Source organism: Pseudacidovorax sp. 1753 (genome assembly GCF_040544975.1).
Taxonomy (GTDB): Bacteria; Pseudomonadota; Gammaproteobacteria; order Burkholderiales; family Burkholderiaceae_C; genus Xenophilus.
The window spans coordinates 78,611-101,857 of the sequence record NZ_JBEPKY010000002.1 but is presented as its reverse complement, the minus strand read 5'-3'; the positions used below and the strand labels follow the sequence as shown (position 1 = coordinate 101,857).

22 protein-coding genes, 1 tRNA gene and 1 riboswitch are annotated in these 23,247 nt (G+C 68.8%); of the genes, 9 read left to right on the top strand and 14 right to left on the bottom strand.

What is annotated here, in order from left to right; genetic code table 11:
• Position 1 precedes the first annotated feature (1 nt).
• The 4 genes from ABIC63_RS02835 to ABIC63_RS02820 form a co-directional block, all read right to left on the bottom strand.
• On the bottom strand, positions 2 to 502 hold the full coding sequence (locus ABIC63_RS02835) for a GspH/FimT family pseudopilin (protein ID WP_294369338.1): 501 nt from the start codon (positions 500 to 502) through the stop codon (positions 2 to 4).
• 215 nt (positions 503 to 717) lie between these two features.
• The gene (nrdR, locus tag ABIC63_RS02830; protein WP_017759788.1) at positions 718 to 1,161 is read right to left on the bottom strand and encodes a transcriptional regulator NrdR; all 444 of its coding nucleotides are present in this window, start codon (positions 1,159 to 1,161) and stop codon (positions 718 to 720) included.
• 15 nt (positions 1,162 to 1,176) lie between these two features.
• On the bottom strand, positions 1,177 to 2,421 hold the full coding sequence (gene glyA / locus ABIC63_RS02825) for a serine hydroxymethyltransferase (RefSeq protein ID WP_354318623.1): 1,245 nt from the start codon (positions 2,419 to 2,421) through the stop codon (positions 1,177 to 1,179).
• 44 nt (positions 2,422 to 2,465) lie between these two features.
• Positions 2,466 to 2,598, bottom strand: a riboswitch (ZMP/ZTP riboswitch).
• A gap of 117 nt (positions 2,599 to 2,715) precedes the next feature.
• Entirely contained in the window at positions 2,716 to 3,609 is an 894-nt protein-coding gene (locus ABIC63_RS02820; protein ID WP_354318622.1) for a transglycosylase SLT domain-containing protein, read from the bottom strand.
• A gap of 638 nt (positions 3,610 to 4,247) precedes the next feature.
• Here ABIC63_RS02820 and ABIC63_RS02815 point away from each other — a divergent pair.
• Entirely contained in the window at positions 4,248 to 7,991 is a 3,744-nt protein-coding gene (locus ABIC63_RS02815) for a DUF748 domain-containing protein (RefSeq protein WP_354318621.1), read from the top strand.
• A gap of 151 nt (positions 7,992 to 8,142) precedes the next feature.
• Positions 8,143 to 10,830 (top strand): DUF349 domain-containing protein, encoded by a 2,688-nt coding sequence (locus ABIC63_RS02810; protein ID WP_354318620.1) that lies wholly within the window; start codon positions 8,143 to 8,145, stop codon positions 10,828 to 10,830.
• Positions 10,831 to 10,977: 147 nt separating this feature from the next.
• Here the strand turns inward: ABIC63_RS02810 and ABIC63_RS02805 are convergent, their stop codons facing one another.
• From ABIC63_RS02805 to ABIC63_RS02785, 5 genes are all read right to left on the bottom strand, one after another.
• The gene (locus tag ABIC63_RS02805; RefSeq protein ID WP_502935836.1) at positions 10,978 to 11,784 is read right to left on the bottom strand and encodes a M90 family metallopeptidase; all 807 of its coding nucleotides are present in this window, start codon (positions 11,782 to 11,784) and stop codon (positions 10,978 to 10,980) included.
• Positions 11,785 to 11,795: 11 nt separating this feature from the next.
• Positions 11,796 to 12,566: a UDP-2,3-diacylglucosamine diphosphatase gene (locus tag ABIC63_RS02800; protein ID WP_354318619.1), complete on the bottom strand. Its 771-nt coding sequence runs from the start codon at positions 12,564 to 12,566 to the stop codon at positions 11,796 to 11,798.
• Between the two features lie 80 nt (positions 12,567 to 12,646).
• On the bottom strand, positions 12,647 to 13,159 hold the full coding sequence (locus ABIC63_RS02795) for a peptidylprolyl isomerase (RefSeq protein ID WP_294369324.1): 513 nt from the start codon (positions 13,157 to 13,159) through the stop codon (positions 12,647 to 12,649).
• 41 nt (positions 13,160 to 13,200) lie between these two features.
• Positions 13,201 to 13,788 carry a peptidylprolyl isomerase gene (locus ABIC63_RS02790; RefSeq protein ID WP_354318618.1) on the bottom strand — a complete coding sequence of 196 codons (588 nt, stop codon included), beginning with the start codon at positions 13,786 to 13,788 and terminating at the stop codon, positions 13,201 to 13,203.
• 83 nt (positions 13,789 to 13,871) lie between these two features.
• The gene (locus ABIC63_RS02785; RefSeq protein ID WP_354318617.1) at positions 13,872 to 14,462 is read right to left on the bottom strand and encodes a tetratricopeptide repeat protein; all 591 of its coding nucleotides are present in this window, start codon (positions 14,460 to 14,462) and stop codon (positions 13,872 to 13,874) included.
• Positions 14,463 to 14,666: 204 nt separating this feature from the next.
• Here ABIC63_RS02785 and cysS point away from each other — a divergent pair, with 204 nt between their 5' ends.
• Genes cysS through ABIC63_RS02770 form a run of 3 tightly spaced genes read left to right on the top strand, consistent with a single transcriptional unit; the run spans position 14,667 to position 17,722 of the window.
• Complete coding sequence (gene cysS / locus ABIC63_RS02780) at positions 14,667 to 16,046, top strand: cysteine--tRNA ligase (RefSeq protein ID WP_294369296.1); 1,380 nt, start codon at positions 14,667 to 14,669, stop codon at positions 16,044 to 16,046.
• 27 nt (positions 16,047 to 16,073) lie between these two features.
• Complete coding sequence (locus tag ABIC63_RS02775) at positions 16,074 to 16,724, top strand: DNA-3-methyladenine glycosylase family protein (protein WP_234192200.1); 651 nt, start codon at positions 16,074 to 16,076, stop codon at positions 16,722 to 16,724.
• Between the two features lie 17 nt (positions 16,725 to 16,741).
• On the top strand, positions 16,742 to 17,722 hold the full coding sequence (locus ABIC63_RS02770; protein WP_294369288.1) for an acetyl-CoA carboxylase carboxyltransferase subunit alpha: 981 nt from the start codon (positions 16,742 to 16,744) through the stop codon (positions 17,720 to 17,722).
• Positions 17,723 to 17,779: 57 nt separating this feature from the next.
• Here ABIC63_RS02770 and ABIC63_RS02765 read toward each other — a convergent pair whose 3' ends face one another.
• Positions 17,780 to 18,061 (bottom strand): DUF1232 domain-containing protein, encoded by a 282-nt coding sequence (locus ABIC63_RS02765; protein WP_294369285.1) that lies wholly within the window; start codon positions 18,059 to 18,061, stop codon positions 17,780 to 17,782.
• A 48-nt stretch (positions 18,062 to 18,109) separates the two neighbouring features.
• On the opposite strand from ABIC63_RS02765, the gene tilS reads away from it, so the two are divergent.
• The 4 genes from tilS to ABIC63_RS02745 all read left to right on the top strand — a co-directional run bounded on the left by tilS (position 18,110) and on the right by ABIC63_RS02745 (position 22,052).
• Positions 18,110 to 19,180 (top strand): tRNA lysidine(34) synthetase TilS, encoded by a 1,071-nt coding sequence (gene tilS / locus ABIC63_RS02760; RefSeq protein WP_354318616.1) that lies wholly within the window; start codon positions 18,110 to 18,112, stop codon positions 19,178 to 19,180.
• A 96-nt stretch (positions 19,181 to 19,276) separates the two neighbouring features.
• Positions 19,277 to 20,545: an aspartate kinase gene (locus tag ABIC63_RS02755; protein WP_114804209.1), complete on the top strand. Its 1,269-nt coding sequence runs from the start codon at positions 19,277 to 19,279 to the stop codon at positions 20,543 to 20,545.
• A 71-nt stretch (positions 20,546 to 20,616) separates the two neighbouring features.
• Positions 20,617 to 20,709 (top strand) — tRNA-Ser (locus tag ABIC63_RS02750).
• Positions 20,710 to 20,858: 149 nt separating this feature from the next.
• Entirely contained in the window at positions 20,859 to 22,052 is a 1,194-nt protein-coding gene (locus ABIC63_RS02745; RefSeq protein ID WP_354318615.1) for a tyrosine-type recombinase/integrase, read from the top strand.
• Here ABIC63_RS02745 and ABIC63_RS02740 read toward each other — a convergent pair.
• The 4 genes from ABIC63_RS02740 to ABIC63_RS02725 are packed head-to-tail and all read right to left on the bottom strand — an operon-like array spanning position 22,015 to position 23,240.
• Positions 22,015 to 22,263, bottom strand: coding sequence for a helix-turn-helix transcriptional regulator (locus ABIC63_RS02740; RefSeq protein ID WP_354318614.1), 249 nt, complete (start codon positions 22,261 to 22,263; stop codon positions 22,015 to 22,017). The genes ABIC63_RS02745 and ABIC63_RS02740 overlap by 38 nt on opposite strands.
• On the bottom strand, positions 22,263 to 22,727 hold the full coding sequence (locus ABIC63_RS02735; protein WP_354318613.1) for a hypothetical protein: 465 nt from the start codon (positions 22,725 to 22,727) through the stop codon (positions 22,263 to 22,265). Before ABIC63_RS02735 ends, ABIC63_RS02740 begins: the two co-directional genes overlap by 1 nt.
• Positions 22,705 to 22,977: a hypothetical protein gene (locus ABIC63_RS02730; protein ID WP_354318612.1), complete on the bottom strand. Its 273-nt coding sequence runs from the start codon at positions 22,975 to 22,977 to the stop codon at positions 22,705 to 22,707. The genes ABIC63_RS02735 and ABIC63_RS02730 overlap by 23 nt, the downstream gene beginning before the upstream one ends.
• Entirely contained in the window at positions 22,977 to 23,240 is a 264-nt protein-coding gene (locus ABIC63_RS02725) for a hypothetical protein (protein ID WP_354318611.1), read from the bottom strand. Before ABIC63_RS02725 ends, ABIC63_RS02730 begins: the two co-directional genes overlap by 1 nt.
• Between the last annotated feature and the right edge of the window lie 7 nt (positions 23,241 to 23,247).

Genomic DNA, 23,247 nt, shown 5'->3' with positions numbered 1-23,247 from the left:
CTCACGATCCGGTCGTCACCCGCGCACGGCCGATGCGGTTGAGCACCAGCTTGCGCACCGGCACTTCGGGATGGCTCGAGGTGATCGCGAGGCTGGTCGGCGTGCTGTTCAGCAGGCCGTTGGGCAGGAACACGAGGCGCTGGACGCTGCCGCTGGCCGGCGCGATGCGCAGCAGCCCGGGCAGACGCGGCTGGACGTGCATCAGCGGCTCGTCCGTGCCGCGCACGCCGTCGCCATCACGGTCGCCGAAGACGATCCAGCCGGCGCTCCAGTCCGAGGAGGCGAGGCAGCCGTTGCCGTCGGCGCTGACGCAGACCGTGGCACGGCCGGAGGAACGCAGGGCGTGGATGCGCGCGAGGTCGAGGCTCTCGCGCAGGGCCTGGCTGGCACGGCTGCTCTGCCAGTCGCGCAGCCAGCGCGCCACGTTGGGCATGGCCACCGTGGCGGCCGTCAGCATGACGGCCAGACAGATCAGCCCCTCGACCAGCGAAAAGCCCCGCATCCGCGCCGATCGCGCGTTCCTTCCTCGCATGGTGCGCCCCCTCGTTCCCGTTCGAGCGCGGGATGTTAGGGACGCATCCATGCGCCAGGCACCGATGCACGACGGGAGTGCCGCCGGGGGCGATCAGCGGACAGGCAGGGAGAGTCGGGAAAGGAAGGTGAGCCGACGCTGCGGGCGTGCATCGGCATGCTGCCGCCCCAGGAGGCCGGCGGCGGTCAGATGTCCCGCAAAAGCCGGCGGAACTCTTCGACGTCCTCGAAGCTGCGGTACACCGAGGCGAAGCGCACGTAGGCGACCTTGTCCAGCCGCTGCAGCTCGTGCATGACCAGTTCGCCGAGCTTGCTCGACTCGATCTCGCGCAGCCCGCCCGACAGCAGCGTCTGCTCGATGCGCATGAGCGCCTCGTCGATCTGCTGCACGCCCACGGGTCGCTTGCGCAGGGCGAGCATCATCGAGGCGCGCACCTTGGCCGGGTCGTAGTCGGCGCGGCTGCCGTCCTTCTTGACGACCGCCGGGAAGTTGACGTCTGGCCGCTCGTAGGTGGTGAAGCGCTTCTCGCAGCCGCCGCACTGACGGCGGCGGCGCACGAAGTCACCGTCTTCCGAGATGCGGGTCTCGACGACCTGCGTCTCGGCGTGGCCGCAGAAGGGGCATTTCATGCGGCCGTGCCTGCTTCAGCGGTAGACCGGGAAGCGGCTGGTGAGTGCTGCAACCTTGGCGCGCACGGCTTCGATGTTGGCGGCGTCGCGCGGGTTGTCCAGCACGTCGGCAATCAGGTGGGCCGTGGCGCGGGCTTCCTCGTCCTTGAAGCCGCGGGTGGTCATCGCAGGGGTGCCAACGCGCACGCCGCTGGTCACGAAGGGCTTCTCGGGATCGTTGGGGATCGCATTCTTGTTGATGGTCATGTGGGCGCTGCCCAGCACGGCCTCGGCTTCCTTGCCGGTGATGCCCTTGGCGCGCAGGTCGACCAGCATCACGTGGCTCTCGGTGCGGCCGCTCACGATGCGCAGGCCGCGCGAGGTCAGCGTCTCGGCCACGATCTGCGCGTTCTTCACCACCTGCTGCTGGTAGGCCTTGAACTCGGGCGTCAGCGCTTCCTTGAAGGCGACCGCCTTGGCTGCGATCACATGCATCAGTGGGCCACCCTGCAGGCCGGGGAAGATGGCGCTGTTGATCGCCTTCTCGTGCTCGGCCTTCATCAGGATGAAGCCGCCACGCGGGCCGCGCAGGCTCTTGTGGGTGGTGGAGGTCACCACATCGGCATAGGGCACAGGGTTGGGGTACACGCCCGCGGCGATCAGGCCGGCATAGTGGGCCATGTCGACCATGAAGATGGCGCCGACGTCCTTGGCCACCTTGGCGAAGCGCTCGAAGTCGATGCGCAGGCTGTAGGCAGAGGCGCCGGCCACGATGAGCTTTGGCTTCGATTCGTGGGCCTTGCGCTCCATCGCGTCGTAGTCGATCTCTTCCTTGTCGTTCAGGCCGTACGAGACGACGTTGAACCACTTGCCTGACATGTTCAGCGGCATGCCGTGGGTGAGGTGGCCGCCTTCGGCCAGGCTCATGCCCATGATGGTGTCGCCTGGCTTGAGGAAGGCCAGGAACACGGCCTCGTTGGCGGAGGCGCCGCAGTGCGGCTGCACGTTGGCGGCGTCGGCGCCGAAGAGTTGCTTGATGCGGTCGATGGCCAGCTGCTCGGCGACGTCGACATATTCGCAGCCACCGTAGTAGCGCTTGCCCGGATAGCCTTCGGCGTACTTGTTGGTGAGCTGCGAGCCCTGGGCGGCCATCACGGCCGGCGAGGCGTAGTTCTCGCTGGCGATCAGCTCGATGTGGTCTTCCTGGCGCTGCGTCTCGGCGACGATGGCGGCGTACAGCTCGGGATCGGTCTCTGGGACCAGGATATTGCGTTGGTACATGGCAGTCCTTCGAAGAAGAGGGACCTTGCGGCGTCGGATCCGGCAAGGGCTGCCCAGGCGAACGGCTGATCGCCCCGGCTCCAGCCGCGGGCGGTGCGCTTCCCAGTGGTCATCCACGTCAGCGCCGGCTCGCCTCGCAAGGAGGGGCCGCGCCTATCGCCAGTCGCGCACCGGCGGAGTGTAGCCGAGGCCTTCGTCCCTCCCTCGTCCCAGGGGAACCGCAGCGCGCCACGCCCAAGAAAGAAAAAGGCGCCTGATCAAAGGCGCCTGGAAGGCTCGCCGGGGCGGCAGCGGTCAGGACGCGGGTTGTTCCAGCAGGGCGACCGTGGCGGGCGGCCGCGTCGTGGGCTTGGGCTCTCCCGCCGGGGCCATGACCGGGATCGGCTGGGTCCGTTGCGTGGGCTGCGTCGGCATCGCGGCTGGCGGCGGCGTGCTGGCGGCCGGTGCCGAGGGGGTGAAGATCGGCACATTGCGGCCGTTGGCCACCTGGCGCAGGCGGTCGTGCTCGGCCATCACCTTCACGGTGTAGCCGCCGTCGTCACCCAGGTTCGCGGCACCGACGTAATAGCGCAGGCCGCCTTCTAGCGAGCCGGCGCGGGCGATGCATTCCTGCAGCACCTTGACGCCGACGCGCAGGTTGGTGATGGGGTCGAAGGCCGCGAGCGTGCCACCGGCCGGCTCGTACTTGTCGCCATGGACGCGGGTCATCACCTGCATCAGGCCCTGTGCGCCGACGGGGCTCTGGGCGAACGGGTTGAAGCTCGATTCGACGGCCATGATGGCCAGGATCAGCGTCGGATCGAGCTTGGTCTGCCGGCCGATGTCGTAGGCCTCGGCGACCAGCACGCTCAGGGGCTCGGCCGCCACCTTGTATTTGCGGCTGAGCCAGTAGGCCACGGCCGCCTGGGGGCGGGGCAGCTCTTCGGGGCGCGCCGCGGTGGCCCGCTCCACGGCGTTGGGTGCCGGATCGGTGGGGGCCGGAGCCGGCTTGCGAGATTCCACCCAGGCAGCCAGACGCTCCTCGCCAACCTGTTGCAGGTCGGGGCGGGCGGCCAGCGCGACGACGACGAACACGAGCGCGAGCCCGATCAGCGCGAAGCCGTTGTGGACGATCTCGAAGAAACCATCGGCTACGTCGCTGGCAAAGGTTCGCAACCCCTGCATGCCAGCCCGCAAGACCTGATTCATTCGCTACTTTCCTTTCTCTGCGAGCTCCAAGGCTGCGAGTCGTGCACCAGGGTGCCGACTGCCTCGAACGATCGCGTGATGCGGCGGAGAACAGGTCCGTGCAGGGATACAAGGTGCACGGGCGTCCTGACTTCGCCAGAGAGGCCGGACCTGGGAAGTCCGGAAGAGAGCCCGGGGAGTAGGACTGCGGGAGCCCGGGCAGCGCGCATTCTATGAACCGTTAAATACACGGTCAAGAATATCGAATCTTTTCTTTATGCTAAATAGGTGCTTAAAAGTTTGTCTATTGCCCCACCCAGCCTCATCGCTCGACTTCATTTGCCACGCCCGGTCGGCAGGCCTAATCTGCGGCTGTCTGCATCGCAGACGCTCCGCCGGCGCTTCTCCTGAAGGACGCAGTCCTGACGGGTGGCCCGGCCCCTCGGCGGCAATCCCTTGCTGCCAGTGCGTCGGGAACCTTCTTCTTCCCGCGCCAAAAGATGGATGCGGCCTGGCGCCCTCCGTCGAGCCCGGTGGCCTGTGCAAGCAGCCACCGGGCTTTTTCGTTGTGAGGTCCGCCGATGCCGACAAGGGGCGCCCACGCGGCGGCGCCCCGCCTCTCGTCGCAGGGCGAGTACGCGTTGCGGCACACTCCGCCCATGAATTTCTCCGGAACGAAGTACGGCCTTTGGTTGAGGCGGCTGGGCGTCGCCATCGCCGGCCTGCTGCTCCTGTGGCTGCTGCTCTGGGCCGCCGTGCCGCCGCTCCTGAAATGGCAGATCCAGAAGCAGGCATCGGCAGCGCTGGGCCGTAGCGTGACCTTGGGGGGCGTGCAGTTCCGGCCCTGGACGCTGGAGTTGTCGCTGTCGGACCTGGCGATCGCTGGCGTGGACGCTGCGCCGCCGCTGTTCACGGCGAAGCGCCTGTATGCGGACGCCGAACTTCAGTCTTTCCTGCGCCTGGCGCCGGTGGTCGATGCGCTGCGCATCGAGCAGCCCGCGCTGCGGTTGACGCGGCGCGCGGATGGCGCGCTGGACGTCGACGACATCCTGCGCCGGCTGAGCGGCCCCGCCGAGCCCAAGCCCGCGGGCGAGCCCGCCCGCTTCGTGCTCTACAACCTCGCGATCCACGACGGGCGCATTGCGCTGGACGACCAGGTGGCGAAGCGCCAGCACGTGGTCGAGGGGCTGGAGGTGCAGCTGCCCTTCCTCAGCAGCCTGGCATCGAAACGCGAGGTGGACGTCGAGCCCCGGCTGGCATTCACGCTCAATGGCAGCCGCTTCGACTCCTCCGCGTCGTCCCTGCCCTTCGCCGCCACGCACAAGACGGCCGCGCAGTTGCACATTGCCGGCCTCGATCTGGCGCCCTACCTGGCCTATGCACCGCCCGGCCTGCCGGTCGCGCTGCAGTCGGGCGTCGTGGACGTGGACCTGCGTGCCGACTTCGAGCGGGCCGACCATGCCTCGCTCAAGCTGTCCGGCACGGTCCAGGTCAAGGACGTGAAGGCCGTGGATGCGCAGGGCGGCGAACTGCTCAGGCTCGATGCGCTGAAGGTCCAGCTGGCGGATGTGCGTCCGCTGGAGCGGCAGGTGCATCTGGCGTCCGTGGAGGTCGATGCGCCCACGCTGGCGGCACGCCGCGACGCGCAGGGTCGCATCAACCTGCTGCTCACCGACGGCCGGACGCCGGCGCCGGCCACCGCGCACGCCGCTCGCACGGCCGCGCCGCCGACCTCGGCGCCATCGAAGGACGCTGCCGCGCCCGGTGCGTGGCAGGTGCGGGTCGACCGCGTGGCGGTGCGGGAAGGCCGCGTGGCCTGGCGCGACGATTCCGTGCGCCCAGCGGCGGCCATCGATGTGACCGGCCTGGGCGTCACGGTGGACGACGCGGCATGGCCCATGGCGCAACCGGCCCGCTTCTCGGGCGAGATGGCCGTGGCGCAAGGTCGGCTGCGCTTCGAAGGGCAGGGCAGCCCGAGCACGGTGAAGGCCCAGCTGGAGGCCAGCGACGTCCCGCTGTCCCTGGCCGCACCCTACCTGGCCTCGACGCTCAATCCGGCCGTGGACGGGCGCCTGGGCGGCCGACTGGGGCTGCAGTGGTCGCCGCAGACGCTGCTGCTCACGGCCGAGCGCGCCACGCTCGACAGCCTGTCGCTGACCGAAGGCAAGACGGCCCTGGCTGCGGTCGGCCACTTCGAGGTGCGCGATGCGCAGGCCGATCTGAAGGCGCGCACGCTCAGCGTGGGCAGCCTGACGGCCACGGAGCCGCGCGTCCGGGTGGAGCGGGACGAGGAGCAGCGCTGGATGTACCAGCGCTGGCTGCGCACGCCCGACGCGTCGACTGCGCCGGTGGCGCGGCCCCGCCAGGTGAAGGGTGAGCCGCCGCCCCCGTGGAAGCTCCGGATCGCGGCCCTGTCCGTCGACGGCGGTGACGTGGAATTCGCCGACCGCGCCCAGGCCGGCGCGCCGGTGGAGGTGAAGCTTGCCAGCCTGCGCCTGCGGGCCCGCGACCTCGATCCCGCGTCTGCTGCGGCGTCGCCCGTGGAGTTGGCTGGCCGCATCACGGCAGGCACCCGGTCGGAGCCGGGCCGCGTCGACTTCAAGGGCAGCCTGGCGATGGCCCCGGTGGTGCTGTCCGGCCGGCTGGAGGCCACGGGCCTGCCGGTGCATGCCTTCCAGCCCTACTACGGGCAGTCGCTCAATGTGGACGTGCGGCGTGCCTTCGCCGCCTACCGGGGCACGCTGGCGGTGGCCGTCCAGCCGGCGGGCGTTCAGGCAAAGCTCAGCGGCGACCTGTCGGTCGACGACCTGCGGGTGGACAGCGTGGCGCTGACCGCCGCAGACAGCCCTGCGACGGGCGCGGCGCGGGGCGAGCGGCTGCTGCGCTGGAAGACGCTTGCCCTGCGCGGTTTCGAACTCGATCAGCGTCCCCGCGCCGCCCTGCGGCTCGACGTGCGCGAGACCACGCTCACGGATGCGTTCGCACGGATCATCGTGCAGCCCTCGGGACGCCTGAACCTGCAGGCCATCACCCGCCAGGGCCAGCAGGAAAGCGAGCGGGCCGCGGCCGAGCGGCCGGCACCGCGCACCGCGTCCGCGCGTGGTGGTGCCAGTGCCACCACCAATGCCGGCGAAAGGGGCCCCGCATCGGCGCCAGCGCCGGCGCCGGCCACTGCGCGGGCAGAGGCCGCGCCAGGCCTCGCGCCCATCATCCATTTCGGCCCGATCAGCGTGGTCAATGCGCGCGTTGACTTCTCCGACCTGTTTGTGCAGCCGAATTATTCGGCCGACCTCACGGAGCTGACCGGCCGGCTCAGCGCCTTCTCCTCCGAGCCGGCCGACGGCGGCCGGCCGGCCCTGGCCGATCTGGAGCTTCGCGGCAAGGCGCAGCAGACCGCTTCGCTCGAGATCCTGGGCAAGCTCAATCCGCTGGCCAAGCCGCTGGAACTGGACATTGCGGCGAAGGTGCGCGACCTGGAGCTGGCGCCGCTGTCTCCTTATTCGATCCGCTATGCCGGCCATGGCATCGAGCGCGGCAAGATGAGCGTGGACGTGCACTACCAAGTGGCGCCGGACGGGCGCCTCACCGCCACCAACAAGCTGGTGCTCAACCAGTTGGCCTTCGGCGACGAGGTCAAGGATGCGCCCAACAGCCTGCCGGTGCGCCTGGCCGTCGCCTTGCTCGCCGACCGCAACGGCGTCATCGACGTCGATCTGCCGTTGTCGGGCTCGCTCAACGATCCGCAATTCAGCATCGGGCCGCTGATCTGGAAGGGCATCCTCAACCTGATCGCCAAGGCGGTGACCTCTCCGTTCAGCCTGCTCACGGGCGGCCTGGGCGGCGGCAGCAGCGAATCGAGCGTCGTGCCCTTCGCCTTGGGCAGCGACGCGTTGTCCGACGCGGCGAAGCAGAGCCTGGACAAGGTCGAGAAGGCACTGGGCCAGCGCGACGGCCTGCGCCTCACCCTCGTCGGGCGGGCCAGCCTGGAGCGTGAACGCGACGCGCTGCAGCGCGAGCGCCTGCGCCGCATGGCCCTGGCCGAGAAGCGCCGCGCAGCGGTGCGCGGCGGCACCGACCCGGCCGAGGTCGGTCCGGTCACCGACGCCGAATACCCGGCGCTGCTGGAGGCCGTCTACAAGCGGGCCGACATTCCCAAGCCCCGCAATCTCATCGGCATGGCCAAGTCGCAGTCGGTCGCCGAGATGGAGAAGCTGCTGCTGCCGACCATTGCCGTCGACGAGCAGTCCATCCGCGAGCTGGCCATCGCCCGGGCCGCGGCCGTACGTGACTACCTGCTCCAGCGGCAGTTGCCCGGCGACCGGATCTTCCTGGGGGCGGTTCGCACGCGTGCGGACGGCGCCGACTGGATGCCCGGCACGGCCTTGGCGCTGGACATGCCCTGAGAAGGATTCCTCAACCGCTTTCTGCGGTATTCCAGACGCACGCGCTCCTGGGCGACAATGCGGGATGCGCCGGCCTTGCCGGCGCCTTTGCTTGGATGACCGGCTTCGCGCCGGCCCACCCCCTCCGATCTCTTTCAACGACTCTGGCGCAGTGACTCAAGCCACGACCAAACACGATCTCCCCACCCTCGACCAGCTCACCGGGGGCGTCTTCACCGCCGCCACCTCCGGCGAACGGGCGCAGCGCGTGCGCGACTGGCTCGCGGGCAATCCCTCGCCCGAGTTGATGCAGGAAGTCTTCAAGGAACTCAGCGGCCGCGACAAGGGCGCCGCCCGCGCCCTGCGCGAGCGCCTTGACGAGATCAAGCGCGCCAAGGGCCAGGAGGTGATCGCCGCCGAGTGGGCCGAAAAGGCCCGCTCGCTGCTCGACCAGCCCCGGCTGAACATCGCCGACGCCATGGCCTGGCAGCGCGACGCCGCCAAGGCCGGCGCACCGTTGTCGCGTGAACCGCTCGCCGGCCTCAAGGCCAACCTGGCCGAACGGGTGAAGGGCGTGGAGGACCTGCAGCACCGCGCCCAGGTCCATCGCGAAGCCGCCGTGCTGCTGGCGCAGCGCTTCGAGGTGCTTTCCACCAAGGGCTGGCAGGACGCCCAGGCCGCCGAGGAGGGCCTGCGCGGCGACGTCGCCCACTGGACGACCCAGGCCGACGAGATTGCGCAGGACCCGAACTGGGCCAGCCTGGATGCGCGCTTCGCGCCGCAGCTCGACGCATCGCGGTCGCAATTGCAGGTCGTGTCCGAGGCCTTCCACAGCGCGCTGGCCCAGGCCGTGGCCGCTGCGGCCGATGCCCAGGCGCCGCTGCCTCCCGTCCCCGTCTGGGCCGACGAACTGCGCGCCGCCCGGGGCCTGCCGCCCGAAAACGCGCCGACCCCGGCCGCGGCACCGCCCGCCCCCAAGGTGGATCCGGCACAGCGTGCTGCCGCCGAAGCAGCCGTCGAAGCCTCCCTGGCCAAGCTGGAGGAAGCCACGGCCCAGGGCCAGGGCAAGAGCAGCCAGGCCGCGGCCAATGCGCTGCGCGCTGTGCTCAAGGAGCACGGCAAGCTGGTGGGCAATGCCCTGGAAGCGCGCGTGCATGCCGCGCTCGTCGCCGCCGGCGAACTCGAAGGCTGGCAGCGCTGGGGCGCCGACAAGGTCCGCGAAGAACTGGTGGCAAAGGCCGAAGGCCTGCTCAATCGTCCCGAGGGTCAGGCGCTGGGCGGTCGCAAGATGCAGGAGCAACTGCGCGCCCTGCGCGAGCAATGGAAGCAGGCCGACCAGGGTGGCGTGCCCAACCACGGGCTGTGGCGTCGTTTCGACGAGGCCTGCAACAAGGCCCACAAGGTGGTCGAGGCCTGGCTGGAGAAGGTGCGCGCCGAAGCCGCCGAACACCGCGCCCAGCGTCTTGCGCTGATCGAAGAGTTGCGCGCCTGGACGGTTGAGCACGCCAGCGATGCCGACCTCAAGGCCCGCAACCGCGCCCTGCACCAGTTCTCCGATCGTTGGCGCGATGGCGGCCATGTCAGCGAGAAGGTGTTCGCCGAGCTGCAGCCGTTGTGGGGCGCAGCCATGACCGAGGCCCGTGGCCCGCTCGAGGCTTCGCAGAAGGCCAGCATCGAGCGCCGTCAGCAGATGATTGCCGAGGCCACCGAACTCGGCGCTGCGCCGCAGCTGCGCATCGACGCCGTCAAGGCGTTGCAGCAGCGCTGGCAGGCCGAGGCGCAGGCCGTGCCGCTGGAGCGTCGCCAGGAGCAGAAGCTCTGGGACGCCTTCCGCAAGCCCATCGACGACGCCTTCCAGCGCAAGAGCGCCGAGCGCGAGCGCCAGACCGAAGCCATGGGTGAACACGACCGTGCGGTGCTCGAGGCTTCGAAGGCGCTGGAGGCAGCCAATGCCACCGGCGATGCCCAGAAGATCCGCGCCGCCATGACCGCGCTGGAAGATGCCCTGCGCGGCCGTCGCGAAGCCGCGGCTCCGGGCGGCGCTGCAGCACCTGTGGCCAGCGCCGATGCTGCCGCCCCTGCCGAATCCACCGCCGCGCCTACGGACGCTGCCGCCCAGGAGGGCGCACCCGCCGCCGAAGGTGGCGAGGGTGCGGCACCCGCACCGGCTGCGGCGCCCAAGGCTGCACCTCGCCCGGTCGTGGCCGTCCGCGGCGACGACCGTCCCGGCGCGGCACGCCCGGCCGCCGCACCCGCCGGTCGCTTCGGCGACCGCCGTGATTCCCGCGACAGCCGTGGCGGCCCGCGGGGCGGCGACCGCAGTGGCGACCGTTTCGGCCGCGACCGCGCCGGACGTCCCGGCGACATGCGCGGTGATCGTCCGCCGCGCGAGGACCGCGGTCCCCGTCTGGGCGATACCGCCTTCCGCGCCCAGCGCGACGCCATGGAGCACGCCCAGGCCGCCCTGCGCAAGCTGGCGAGCCAGGCGCACGGCGAGGCCGTGACGCAACTGCTCGACGCCTGGAGCAAGCGCGACGGCGCCGCCGTGCCGCCGGCGCAGGAACTGGGCCGCGTCACGCCTTCGGTGCGCAACCAGTGGGTGCAGTCGCTGTCCGCCGCGCCTTCGGGCGAGCCGGCCGAGGCCCTGCTGCGCCTGGAGATGGCCGCCGAAGTCCCCACCCCGCCGGAGCAACTGGACGCGCGCCGCGCACTGCAGCTCAAGCTGCTGACCAAGCGCAACGAGCCTGGCCCGGTCGAGACCTGGGCCCAGGACGCCGCGCGTGTGCTGGCTTCGGCGCATGAGCCGACGACCGCGCGTCGCCTGCAAAGCGCGCTCAAGCCGCTGTTGCGCAAGGGCTGATCGCGGGGCGTTGCCTCATCGAAAGCGGCGTGCCGGCGACGGTGCGCCGCTTTTTTCTTGGGGCTGCAGCGCCGGGGCGACGCTACCCTTCGAAGCGGGCGCGACACCCGCGGCAACCTGCGGGCGGCCCCTGCGGACCTCTCGCGTTCAGCGTTGACGGTCGTTGGCGAGGAAGAACGCGTCGAAGGCGGACGCCAGGCCGCTGAACTCCTGGATGAAGCGCGACCGGTCCACGAAATAGGCTTCACAGGCAACGGCGAAGAACTCCGCCAGGGACGAGGCCGCGTAATCGTCGAGCCAGGGCGGCTCTCCCCCGAAGCGCTCTGCCACGATGGCCTGCTCGCGGAAGCGGTCGTAGGCGGGCTGCAGCGCAGCCAGCCAGCGCTCGCGGGCCTGGAGCGCCGTCGTGCTGGCCATGAAGCCGATTGGCAGTGGCGGACAGCCGTCCACCTGCCCGTCGCGCATGTCGATCTTGTGGGCGAACTCGTGGATCACCACGTTCAGGATGGGGCCGGCCTGCGTGCCGGCGGCGCCTTCGGCCACATGCGGCCAGCTCAGCATGACCGGGCCGTGCTCGCGCGCCTCGCCGATGATGGCCTCGTCGTACTCGTGCACCACGCCGGCCTCGTCCACCAGGGTGCGACGCGTGGACACCTCAGAGGGCACGACGACGATGCCGACGAAATCGTCGTACCAACCCAGGTCGCCCGGCAGATGAAGCAGTGGCAGCACGGCCTGCGCGGCGATGAGCAGCGCGACCTGGTCGGTGATCGCGAAGCCCAGCGCACCGTGGAATTCCTTCTGCTGCAGAAAGCGCGCGCTGAGCTCGCGCAGCCGCTCGCGCTCGTCCCTGCGACGGGCGGCGAGAAAGGGCAGCGCATCCAGGACGCGCTGCCAGTCGGCTTCGGGAATCTCGGGAGGGGGGCGCAGTCCGCGCAGCCAGCGTCCCAGCATCGATGGAGGCCTCAGCGCAGATCGACGCGCTGCGCGCCGGCCGCCGTCAGGCACAACACCTGGGCGCGAGGAGGTGAGGCAGCCACGTCCCAGTCGCTGAGGACCAGCCGTTCCAGGCCGTCGCCCAGGTCGTGCCGTCCGGGCTTGTGGGTATGGCCGTGGATCAAGGTCTGGGCGTGTGCACTGCGCAGCCAGGCGACGGCTGCATCGGCATCGACGTCCGCCCAGACGGCGCGTGGATCGGCCTTGCGCGATTCGCTCTGTTCGCGCATGTGGCGGGCGAGTGCGCGGCGCTCCTCCAGGGGCTGCGCGAGAAAGTCCTGCTGCCACTCCAGGCTGCGCACCTGCGCACGGAAGGCCAGGTATTCGTGGTCCTCCAGGCAGAGCAGGTCGCCGTGGCTGAGCAGCCAGCGCCGGCCATGCAGCACCAGCACCAGCGGATCAGGCACGCGCTGGATGCCGGCCTGGGCGGCAAAGCCCTGGCCGAGCAGAAAGTCCCGGTTACCGGCCATGAAGAACATCGGCCGGCGCGCCGCCGCTTCCTTGAGCCAGGCGGCGCAGTCGGCCTCGAAACCGGGCTCGGAGGCGGAATCGTCGCCCACCCAGACTTCGAAGAGGTCGCCCAGGATGAACAGGGCGTCGGCCGGCGAGGTCTGCAGGTACTGCCGCCAGGCCAGGAGGGTCTGCGGCTCGGCAGGATGCAGGTGCAGGTCGGACAGCAGGTCGACCGTGCGCCACTCGGGCGGCGCGAGGAATTCGGTGAAGGCGGCCTGCGCGGTCATCGATCAGGCGCGGGGCGCTCAGCCGCGATGCAGGCGAGGGGATCCGCGTACGGGCCGGTTGCGTGCATGCCGCCTTGCGATCACTCGGCCAGAACGGTGGCCTTTTCGATCACCACGTCGTCCGCGGGCACGTCGTCATGGAAGCCACGGCGGCCCGTCTTCACCTTGCGCAGCTTGTCGACGATCTCGGTGCCCGAGACGACCTTGCCGAATACGGCATAGCCCCAGCCCTGCTGCGACGGCGCGGTGTGGTTGAGGAAGTCGTTCTTGGCGACGTTGATGAAGAACTGCGCGGTGGCGGAATGGGGCGCGCTGGTGCGGGCCATGGCCACGGTGTACATGTCGTTCTTCAGGCCGTTGTTGGCCTCGTTGGTGATCTCGGCGCCCGTGGGCTTCTGCTTCATGCCGGGCTCGAAGCCGCCGCCCTGGATCATGAAGCCGTCGATGATGCGATGGAAGATGGTGTTGTCGTAATGGCCCTGGGCGACGTAGGCCAGGAAGTTCTCGACCGTCTTGGGTGCCTTCTCGGCGTCCAGCTCGATGACGATGGGACCGTGGTCCTTGATGGAGAGTTCGACTTTGGGATTGCTCATGGGGGCTCCTGGAGAAAGGGGAGGGCGCTCGCGGGGCGGGCTTACTTCAGCACCGTGGCGCTGCGGATGATGACGGGCTCGACCGGCACGTCGCGCATCGGGCCCTGGGCACCGGTGGGGACGGCGCGGACCTTGTCGACCACGTCCATGCCCGACACCACCTTGCCGAACACGGCGTAGCCATGGCCGTCCGGGTTGGGCGCGTTGAGCATGTCGTTGTTCTTCACGTTGATGAAGAACTGGGCCGTGGCCGAGTTCGGATCGCTGGTGCGAGCCATGGCGATGGTGCCACGGTCGTTCTTCAGTCCGTTGTCGGCCTCCAGCGCGATCGGTGCACGCGTGGGCTTCTGGCGCAGGTCGGGCGTGAAGCCGCCGCCCTGGATCATGAAGCCGTCGATGACGCGGTGGAACACGGTGCCGTCGTAATGCTTCTCCTGCACGTACTGCAGAAAATTGGCGACGGTCTTGGGTGCCTTGGCCGGATCGAGCTGCAGCACGATGTCGCCAGCACTGGTGGCCAGCTTGACGCGCGGCGCAGCGGCTTGGCTCCAGGCGGCAGTGGGTACGGTGGCGGCCGCAGCCAGGGCCAGCAGCCAGCGGCGGGTGAAGAGGGTGGAACGGGAAAACATCACGCAAAAACTCCCTGCGAGGTCACGGAAAGGGATAGGAGCGACCGTTGGCCCGGCGGTTCCGGCCGGGCGCCGATGGTGCATCAGCGCGCGATGCGCCGCTGCTCGGGCGTGGCCGCGGGCAGCTTGCCGTTGGCGGCATTGCCGGTGCTGTCCACCAGCTGGCGCACCAGCGCCAGCTTGGGCGCGACGCTGGAACTGGTCGATGCGAAGGATTGCGCGCGGTTGTACTGGCGCGCAGCCAGGCGCACATAGACATCGCCCAGGTTTTCGTGCGCGACGGCGTAGTTGGGGTTGAGGCGCAGGGCGTTGTCGAGCGCGTCGCGCGCCTTGTCGAGCTGGCCCTGGGCGGCGTAGATGACGGCCAGGTTGTTGTAGGGCTCGGGCAGTTCGGGATAGTCCTGCGTCAGCTTGACGAAGGTGTCGGCCGCGTCCTGCGGCTTGCCTTGTTCGCTGAGGATCACGCCGCGCAGGAAGCGCATCTGCGGGTCGCGCGGATTGCCGGCGATGTAGCGGTCGGCCTTGTCGAGCGCCTCTGCGGCCTTGCCCGCGCGCAGCAGCGCGCTGACGTCGGCGTAGTCGTCGGCCAGGGCCGTGCCGGCCCCTGCGACCAACAGGCAGGCCAGGGCAGCGCGGAGCAGGGAACGGGCGACGGGGGATGCGGCGTGCGTCATGGAGCGAGTGAGGCCGGACCGCGAGTGCGCCCCGGCGTGGTTGGATGCGGCAGCCCCCTCTGAAAAAGGCGCTGCGCAGGGGCCGTTTATACTTGCCGGATTGTAGCCACGGGTTGTCCGAAGCCCTTGGCAGTGCGCCCGCGGCGGCGCATGATCGACCCCCCAGGCCGGCGCCACCTTTCAACGGCGCCCATTCCGATTTCCATGACCCTGCGTATCTACAACACGCTCACGCGTGCACTGGAGGAGTTTTCGCCGCTGGAGGCGGGCCATGTACGGATGTACGTGTGCGGCATCACGGTCTACGACTTCTGCCACGTGGGTCATGCCCGTTCGATGATCGCCTTCGACGTGGTGCAGCGCTGGTTCAAGGCCCGCGGCTGGCGCGTGACCTACGTGCGCAACATCACCGACATCGACGACAAGATCATTCGCCGCGCAGTGGAGAACGGCGAAACGCTCAAGGCCCTCACTGGCCGGATGATCGACGCGATGTACGAGGACACCGACTCGCTGGGCGTCGAGCGGCCCACGCACGACCCGCGCGCCACAGACTACATCCCCCAGATGCTGTCGATGATCGAGACACTGGAACGCAAGGGCCTGGCCTATCGCTCAGCCGATGGCGACGTGAACTATGCGGTGCGCAAGTTCCCGGGCTACGGCAAGCTGTCGGGCAAGTCGCTCGACGAGCTTCACGCCGGCAACCGCGTGGCCGTGGCCGAGGGCAAGGAAGACCCGCTCGACCCCGTGCTCTGGAAGAGTGCCAAGCCCACCGAGCCCGCCGAGGCCAAGTGGGAGAGCCCCTTCGGCACCGGCCGTCCCGGCTGGCACATCGAATGCTCGGCCATGGCCTGCGACCTGCTCGGCGAGACCTTCGATATCCATGGCGGCGGTGCCGACCTGCAGTTCCCGCACCACGAAAACGAGATCGCGCAGAGCGAAGGCGCCACGGGCAAGACCTTCGCGATGAAGTGGATGCACAACGGCTTCATCAACATCGACAACGAGAAGATGTCCAAGAGCCTGGGCAACTTCTTCACGATCCGCGACGTGCTGAAGAAGTACGACGCCGAGACGCTGCGTTTCTTCATCGTGCGCGCGCATTACCGCAGCGACCTCAACTACAGCGACGTGCACTTGGACGATGCGCGCAACGCGTTGCGCCGCCTCTATACGGCACTCGACGGAGTTCCGCCGGTGGAGGTGGCAGAGATCGATTGGCAAGACCCCCATGCCGCACGCTTCAAGGCCGCCATGGACGAGGACTTTGGCACGCCCGAGGCGGTCGCCGTGCTCTTCGAACTGGCCGCTGAGGCCAACCGCACCCGTTCCGCACAGACGGCCGGCCTGCTCAAGGCGCTGGCCGGCACGCTGGGCCTGCTGCAGACCGAGCCGCGTGCCTACCTGCAGGCCGGTGCGGGGCTTGACGACGCGGCCATCCAGGCGCGCATCGCGGAGCGCGCCGCGGCCAAGGCGGCCAAGAACTTCGCCGAGGCCGACCGCATCCGCAACGATCTGCTCGCCCAGGGCGTCGTGCTCAAGGACGGTCCCACGGGCACCACCTGGGCCGCGGCCCAGTAATCGGTGGACAGGACGGCAACCCTGGCCATGGCTGCTCCGCGCCCGCAGGATCCGGAATTCATCACGCCCGACTACTGGGAGGAGGCCTGCCGCCACCTGGTCAAGAAGGACCGCGTGATGCGCCGGCTGATCCCGCAATTCGGCGATGCACGCCTTCAGTCGCGCGGCGACGCCTTCACCACGCTGGCGCGCAGCATCGTGGGCCAGCAGATCTCGGTGAAGGCGGCGCAATCGGTGTGGGAGCGCTTCGAAAAGCTGCCGCGCCGCATGACGCCCGCGAACGTGCTCAAGCTGAAGGTGGACGACATGCGTGCTGCGGGCCTCTCGGCGCGCAAGGTGGAGTACTTGGTCGACCTGGCGCTGCACTTCGACGGCGGTACCGTGCACGTCGACGCCTGGAAGGACATGGCCGACGAGATGATCATCGCGGAGCTCGTGGCCATCCGCGGCATCGGCCGGTGGACGGCGGAGATGTTCCTCATCTTCCATCTGTTGCGCCCAAACATCCTGCCGCTGGACGACGCCAGCCTCATCGCCGGCATCAGCCAGCAGTATTTCTCGGGCGACCCCGTCAGCCGCAGCGATGCGCGCGAGGTGGCCGTCGCCTGGGCCCCTTATTGCAGTGTGGCCACTTGGTACATTTGGCGCTCGCTCGAGCCCCTGCCCGTGGCCTATTGACTTCACAGGAGTAGATCTTGGCAAAACGTAGCTTCCTCGACTTCGAGCAACCCATTGCCGAACTCGAAAGCAAGATCGAAGAACTGCGCTATGTGCAGAGCGAATCGGCGGTCGACATCTCGGAAGAGATCGACCAACTTGGCAAGAAGAGCCAGCAACTGACCAAAGAGATCTACAGCAGCCTCACGCCCTGGCAGATCACCAAGATCGCCCGCCACCCGGAGCGGCCCTACACGCTGGACTATGTGAACGAGATGTTCACCGACTTCGTCGAGCTGCACGGCGACCGCCATTTCGCGGACGACCTGTCGATCGTGGGCGGTCTGGCGCGCTTCAACGGCATGCCCTGCATGGTGCTGGGTCACCAGAAGGGCCGCGACACCAAGGAGCGCACCGCGCGCAACTTCGGCATGAGCAAGCCCGAGGGCTATCGCAAGGCGCTGCGCCTGATGAAGACGGCCGAGAAGTTCAAGCTGCCGGTCTTCACCTTCGTCGATACGCCGGGTGCGTATCCCGGCATCGATGCCGAGGAGCGCGGCCAGTCCGAGGCCATCGGCCGCAACATTTTCGAGATGGCGCAGCTCGAAGTGCCGATCTTCACCACCATCATCGGCGAGGGCGGCTCCGGCGGTGCCCTGGCCATCTCGGTGGCGGATCAGGTGCTGATGCTGCAGTACTCGGTGTATTCGGTGATCAGCCCCGAGGGCTGCGCCTCCATCCTCTGGAAGACCGCAGACCGGGCGCAGGACGCTGCGGACGCGCTGGGCATCACGGCGCACCGCCTCAAGGCGCTGGGCCTGGTCGACAAGATCGTCAACGAACCGGTGGGCGGGGCGCACCGCGACCATCGGCAGATGGCGTCCTTCCTCAAGCGCGCGCTGACGGAGGCGGTGCGCCAGGTGGTGGACCTCAAGCCGCGCGAACTGCTGGAACGCCGCTATGACCGCATTCAGAGCTACGGGCGCTTCGCCGACACGAAGGTTGACGCCGGGCGCTGAGTTCCGAGTTGACGCGCAGCAGGGCGGCTCCCCTTTTCATGCACGCGGCCGTGCGCGTCACCGCCGACGTGTTGCACCGCGCGCTTTGAGCGCTTCGCTCAGTCCGGGCGGCAGCAGCTTCTGCGACAGCCGCAACAGCAGGAACACCACGATGCCGTCGTCCAGCCAGCCCAGCAACGGTACGGCATCCGTGATCAGGTCCAGGGGGCTGATCAGGTACGCCGCCGCAGCGAGCACGGCCAGCTTGGCACCCCACGGCGAGCGCCCGTCGCGCAGGACGGCCCAGGCCAGCAGCAGTTCCTTGCGCATCGCCCACCACAGTCGTCCCAACTTCCACATTCGGCAACTCCTCGGTCCGGGTGCGGCCGGCGCGGGAATGCGGCGGCCATGAGCGCAGTTGGAGCGCCAGGGGGGGCAGGGGTTCCCCCGGGTGGCGTCGAGGCAGCCGTCGCCGCGCTCACGACGCGCCTGCCGCTGGGCGTCGCCTTGAGCGGCGGTGCCGACTCGACGGCGCTGCTGGTCGCCTGCGCGCGCCGTTGGCCGGGCCAGGTGGTGGCGCTGCACGTCAATCACGGGCTGCAGGCGGCGGCCGATACCTTCGAGCGCCATTGCGCCGCGCTTTGCGAACGCTGGCAGGTGCCGTTGCGGGTGGGCCGGATCGACGCGCGAGCGCAGGCTGGCGAAAGCCCGGAGGAGGCGGCGCGGCTGGGGCGCTACAGGGCGCTGGCCGAGCTGGCCAGCGCGGAGGGTGACTTCGTCCAGAACGCGTCGGGTGAGGCCAAGGCCGTGGAACCTGCCCCGACCGGCGACGGGCCCCGCGCTGTGCAGGACATCGTGCTGGGTCACCATGCCGACGACCAGATCGAGACGCTGATCCTCGCCCTGTCGCGCGGTGCCGGTCTGCCGGGCTTGGCCGCCATGCCGCGCATGGCCGAGCGTGCCGGCCTGCGCTGGCACCGGCCCTTCCTGGACCTGCCGCCCGACACCCTGCGCGCCTGGCTGCGCGCCCGCGGCGAAAGCTGGGTCGACGACCCCACCAATGCCGATGCGCGCTACACGCGCAACCGCATCCGCCAGCAGGTGCTGCCCGCGCTGGCCGCCGCCTTCCCGCAGTTCCGCGAAACCTTCGCCCGCAGTGCGCGGCACGCAGCCCAGGCGCAGGAACTGCTGGCCAACATCGCCCGTGCCGACCTGGACCAGACGGGCACGCCACCCCGCATCCGCGCGCTGCAGGCGCTGCCGCGAAGCCGGCAGGCCAATGCATTGCGGGCCTGGCTGGCGCAGGCCGCCGGCCGTGCGCCGGCGGCCCGTCAGATCGACGAACTGCTGGACCAGATCGCCGACTGCACCACGCGTGGCCACCGTATCCATATCAAGGCCGGCAGCGGCCAGGTGGTGCGCGAAGGCGACACCCTGCGTTGGTACAATAGCGCGCCCTTGCCGAAGCCCCCGCGCTGAATGGCATCCGGGCCGCCACCGCGCAGGCCGCTCTGAAGGCCCGCCATCCCGGGCGACGCCGACCAGGCGACTCACTTTTCTTCCGACATCTCACCCATGGCATTGATCGTTCACAAGTACGGCGGCACGTCGATGGGCTCGACCGAGCGCATCCGCAATGTCGCCAAGCGCGTCGCCAAATGGGCGCGCGCAGGCCATCGCATGGTGGTGGTCCCCAGCGCCATGAGCGGCGAGACCAACCGCCTGCTGGGCCTGGCCAAGGAACTGGCCCCGGCCAAGCCCACCACGCCCTACAACCGCGAATTGGACATGCTGGCCGCGACCGGCGAGCAGGCCTCGTCGGCCTTGCTGGCCATTGCGCTTCAAAGCGAAGGCGTGGAGGCCGTGAGCTACACCGGCTGGCAGATGGGCGTGCAGACCGACAGCAGCTACACCAAGGCCCGCATCGAGCGCATCGACGACGAGCGCGTACGCGCCGACTTGGACGCGGGCCGCGTGGTCGTCGTCACCGGCTTCCAAGGCGTGGACGAACTGGGCAACATCACCACGCTGGGTCGTGGCGGCAGCGACACCTCGGCCGTGGCCATCGCCGCCGCCATGAAGGCGGACGAATGCCTGATCTACACCGATGTCGATGGCGTCTACACGACGGACCCGCGCGTCGAGCCCGATGCGCGCCGCCTGGCCAAGATCAGCTTCGAAGAGATGCTGGAGATGGCGAGCCTGGGCTCCAAGGTGCTGCAGATCCGCTCGGTGGAGTTCGCCGGCAAGTACCGCGTGCCGCTGCGCGTGCTCTCCAGCTTCACGCCCTGGGACATCGACATCAATGAAGAGGCCGTGTCGGGCACTCTGATCACCTTCGAGGAAGACGAAACCATGGAACAAGCCGTCGTGTCCGGCATCGCTTTCAGCCGCGACGAAGCCAAGATCTCCGTCCTGGGCGTGCCCGACAAGCCGGGCATCGCGTACCACATCCTGGGCGCGGTGGCCGACGCCAACATCGAGGTGGATGTGATCATCCAGAACCTCTCCAAGGACGGCAAGACCGACTTCAGTTTCACCGTCAATCGCGCCGAGTTCGCGCGCACGGTGGACCTGCTCAAGACCAAGGTGCTGCCCACGCTGGGAGCGGCCGACATCGTGGGCGACACCAAGATCTGCAAGGTCAGCATCGTCGGCATCGGCATGCGCAGCCATGTGGGCGTGGCCAGCAAGATGTTCCGCGTGCTGAGCGAGGAGGGCATCAACATCCAGATGATCTCCACCAGCGAGATCAAGACCTCGGTCGTGATCGACGAGAAGTACATGGAACTGGCCGTGCGCGCGCTGCACAAGGCCTTTGACCTGGACCAGCCTGCAAATTAATGCGCAACGCGCGGCCTTCGGGGTCGAACGGGGCAGATTTGATGGCATAATCATGGTCTGCCTAGCGCACTGGAAACGTGACCGAGTGGCCGAAGGTGCTCCCCTGCTAAGGGAGTATGGGGTGTAGAGCCTCATCGAGGGTTCGAATCCCTCCGTTTCCGCCAAAAGTTGATTGCATGTTGATGCAACCCGAAGCCAAGCGATTGATTCACTTGGCTTTTTTCTTGGCTCAAACCGTTCTCTTGTTGCAAACCGCTGCGCTAAATTGCAGTGCGTTTGTGGGCAGGATGTGGGCATGGGATAGCATTGCGCTATGCCTAAGATCGCCCGCGAACTCACCGCCGCCGCCGTTGCCAAGCTGCGCGAGCCCGGCCGGTACCCAGTGGGCGGCGTGCAGGGGCTGCACCTCCGCATCACGCCTGCCGGCACCCGATTGTGGATCTACCGCGCCATGGCAGCGGGCAAGCGGCTGGACGTCGGCCTGGGGAACATGGAGGACATGTCCCTGTCCCAGGCGCGCGACGCCGCCATCGAACGGCGGCGCATGATCCGGGCGGGCGCCGATCCGCGGCCCGCGCCGCGCGTTGCCGTCCAGACTGCTGGCGCGCCCTCCCACCAGTTCAAGGTGGCGGCCGAGGAGTACATCGAGTCCAAGCGCGAGGGGTGGAAGAACGCGAAGCACGCGGCCCAGTGGGCCGCCACCCTCGAGGCCTATGCGTACCCGCTGCTCGGCGAGATGAACGTGGCCGACATTGAGCCGTCGCATGTGCTCGAGGTCCTCAAGCCGATCTGGACGGAGAAAACCGAAACGGCCACGCGGGTTCGTGGTCGCATCGAGGCGGTGCTCGACTACGCCACGGCGGTGAAGAAGTGGCGGGTGGGCGACAATCCGGCGCGCTGGAAGGGAGGGCTGGAGATGATCCTCCCGGAGCCGAAGAAGGTGCGCAAGGTTTCGCACCACGAGGCCATGCCGATTGACGACACGCCGGCGTTCTATCGGTCGTTGCAGGCCGCGAACGGCATAGGCGCGCTGGCGCTGCAACTGCTCATCCTGACGGCCGCCCGGTCAGGCGAAGCGCGTGGCGCTCGGTGGAGCGAGTTCGATCTGGGAAAGAGGGTCTGGACGGTGCCGGCGGCGCGGATGAAGGCCGACGTGGAGCACAGCATTCCGCTGAGCGAGCAGGCATTGCACCTGCTGTCCAGGATACCGAGGTTGGACGGACAGGATTTCCTGTTCCCCTCGGTGAAAGAGGATGCCGAGACCATCTCGGACATGACCATCACGAAGGTGCTCCGGGATCGCAAGCTGACCTGCGTGCCCCACGGCTTCCGCAGCACCTTCCGTGACTGGGTAGGGGAGCACACCTCCTATCCCCGCGACCTGGCCGAGATGGCGCTGGCGCACACCATCGAGAACAAGTCGGAGGCGGCGTACCGGCGCATGCGAGCGCTGGAGCGCCGGCGCCCCCTCATGCAGGATTGGGCAGACTTCCTGGCTCCGGCTTGACCCATTCGCCGCGCTGCCAGCGCGCCAAGTCGATCCCGCGCCAGGCCACCGCGTGCGGCCCGATGGCCACCGGGGCCGGCGCCTTGCCCGCCTTGATCCATCGCCACCAGGTGGTGCGATGGACGGGTGCGAATCGCGAGAGGACCAGCTTCTCGCGGTACAGCGTCTCCGGCGCGGGCTCCGCCGGCGGCTTGGTGGTGTTCCTGCTCATCAACTGAACTCCCCGGGGCTTGCTGGCCGGCCCCAGCTGGCGCGCATGGCGGCCAAGTGAGCGGCGGCCGAGCGGTCGATGTGGCTGGCCAGCGTGGCGCGGGCCTCGCGCTCGAGCCGAGGAAGTAAGTCAGCCCGGGCCAGGGCAAGCAGCTGGCGGCCGCGGACCAGATCGGGATGCAGTGCGAGGCAGTCGTCTGCGGGATCCAAGATCTGGTTGCGGTCCCAGCAGATGACGTAGCACATGCCGCCGATCACCCGGCCCGCGAACCCTGGTGCACGCTCAAGGAGGGCGTCCAGCGCGTCGTAGAGCCGGCGCAGGTGCTGCCGGTCGTCCGGGTCGAAGTAGGTCGGGCGGTGCTCGCCATCGTTCCATGGGTAGTAGCCGCTCGAGAGGTCGTTGCGCAGCGACAGGAGGGCGCTGCCGGCGTCGATGTCGCGTTCAGAAGGCTTGGCCATCTTCATGGTGGGGCTCCAAAGAAGAAGCCCCGCTCGGTGGCGGGGCTGAAGAAGCAGGAAGCAGTGCGGTTGGCGGGCAGAAGGCGACGCCTTCAAGGTGCCTCGCGCCGAAGAGCGCGGCCAGGTCGGCCTCCATCGTCTCTTCGTCGCCGTGGCAGCGCACGCGGATGAAGACCCTTTGCTCGTGGTCATAGATCCGCCAGAAGACGTCCTGGATCAGGGCGTCGCAGTGCATGCAGCGGATGCGAAGGTCCATCAGTTGTACGCCTCTACCGTGTAGCCCAGGAGCGACTGCAGCGGGCTGGGCCTCGTGCCCTGCGGGCAGATGGCGATGTTGGCCTCCAGCCCGTCGAGGCTGACGCTGGCGCCTTCGAGGTTGCAGCCAGGCGGCAGCCCCAGGAACTGGAACGGTTCGCCGCACTCGGTGCAGCGCACCTTGACCTCGAGCATGAATCGACCAACGTCCTCGAGGCGGGCCACGGCGCATTCGGCCGCGAAGTTTGTGTGTTTGCACGTCATCGGTGTT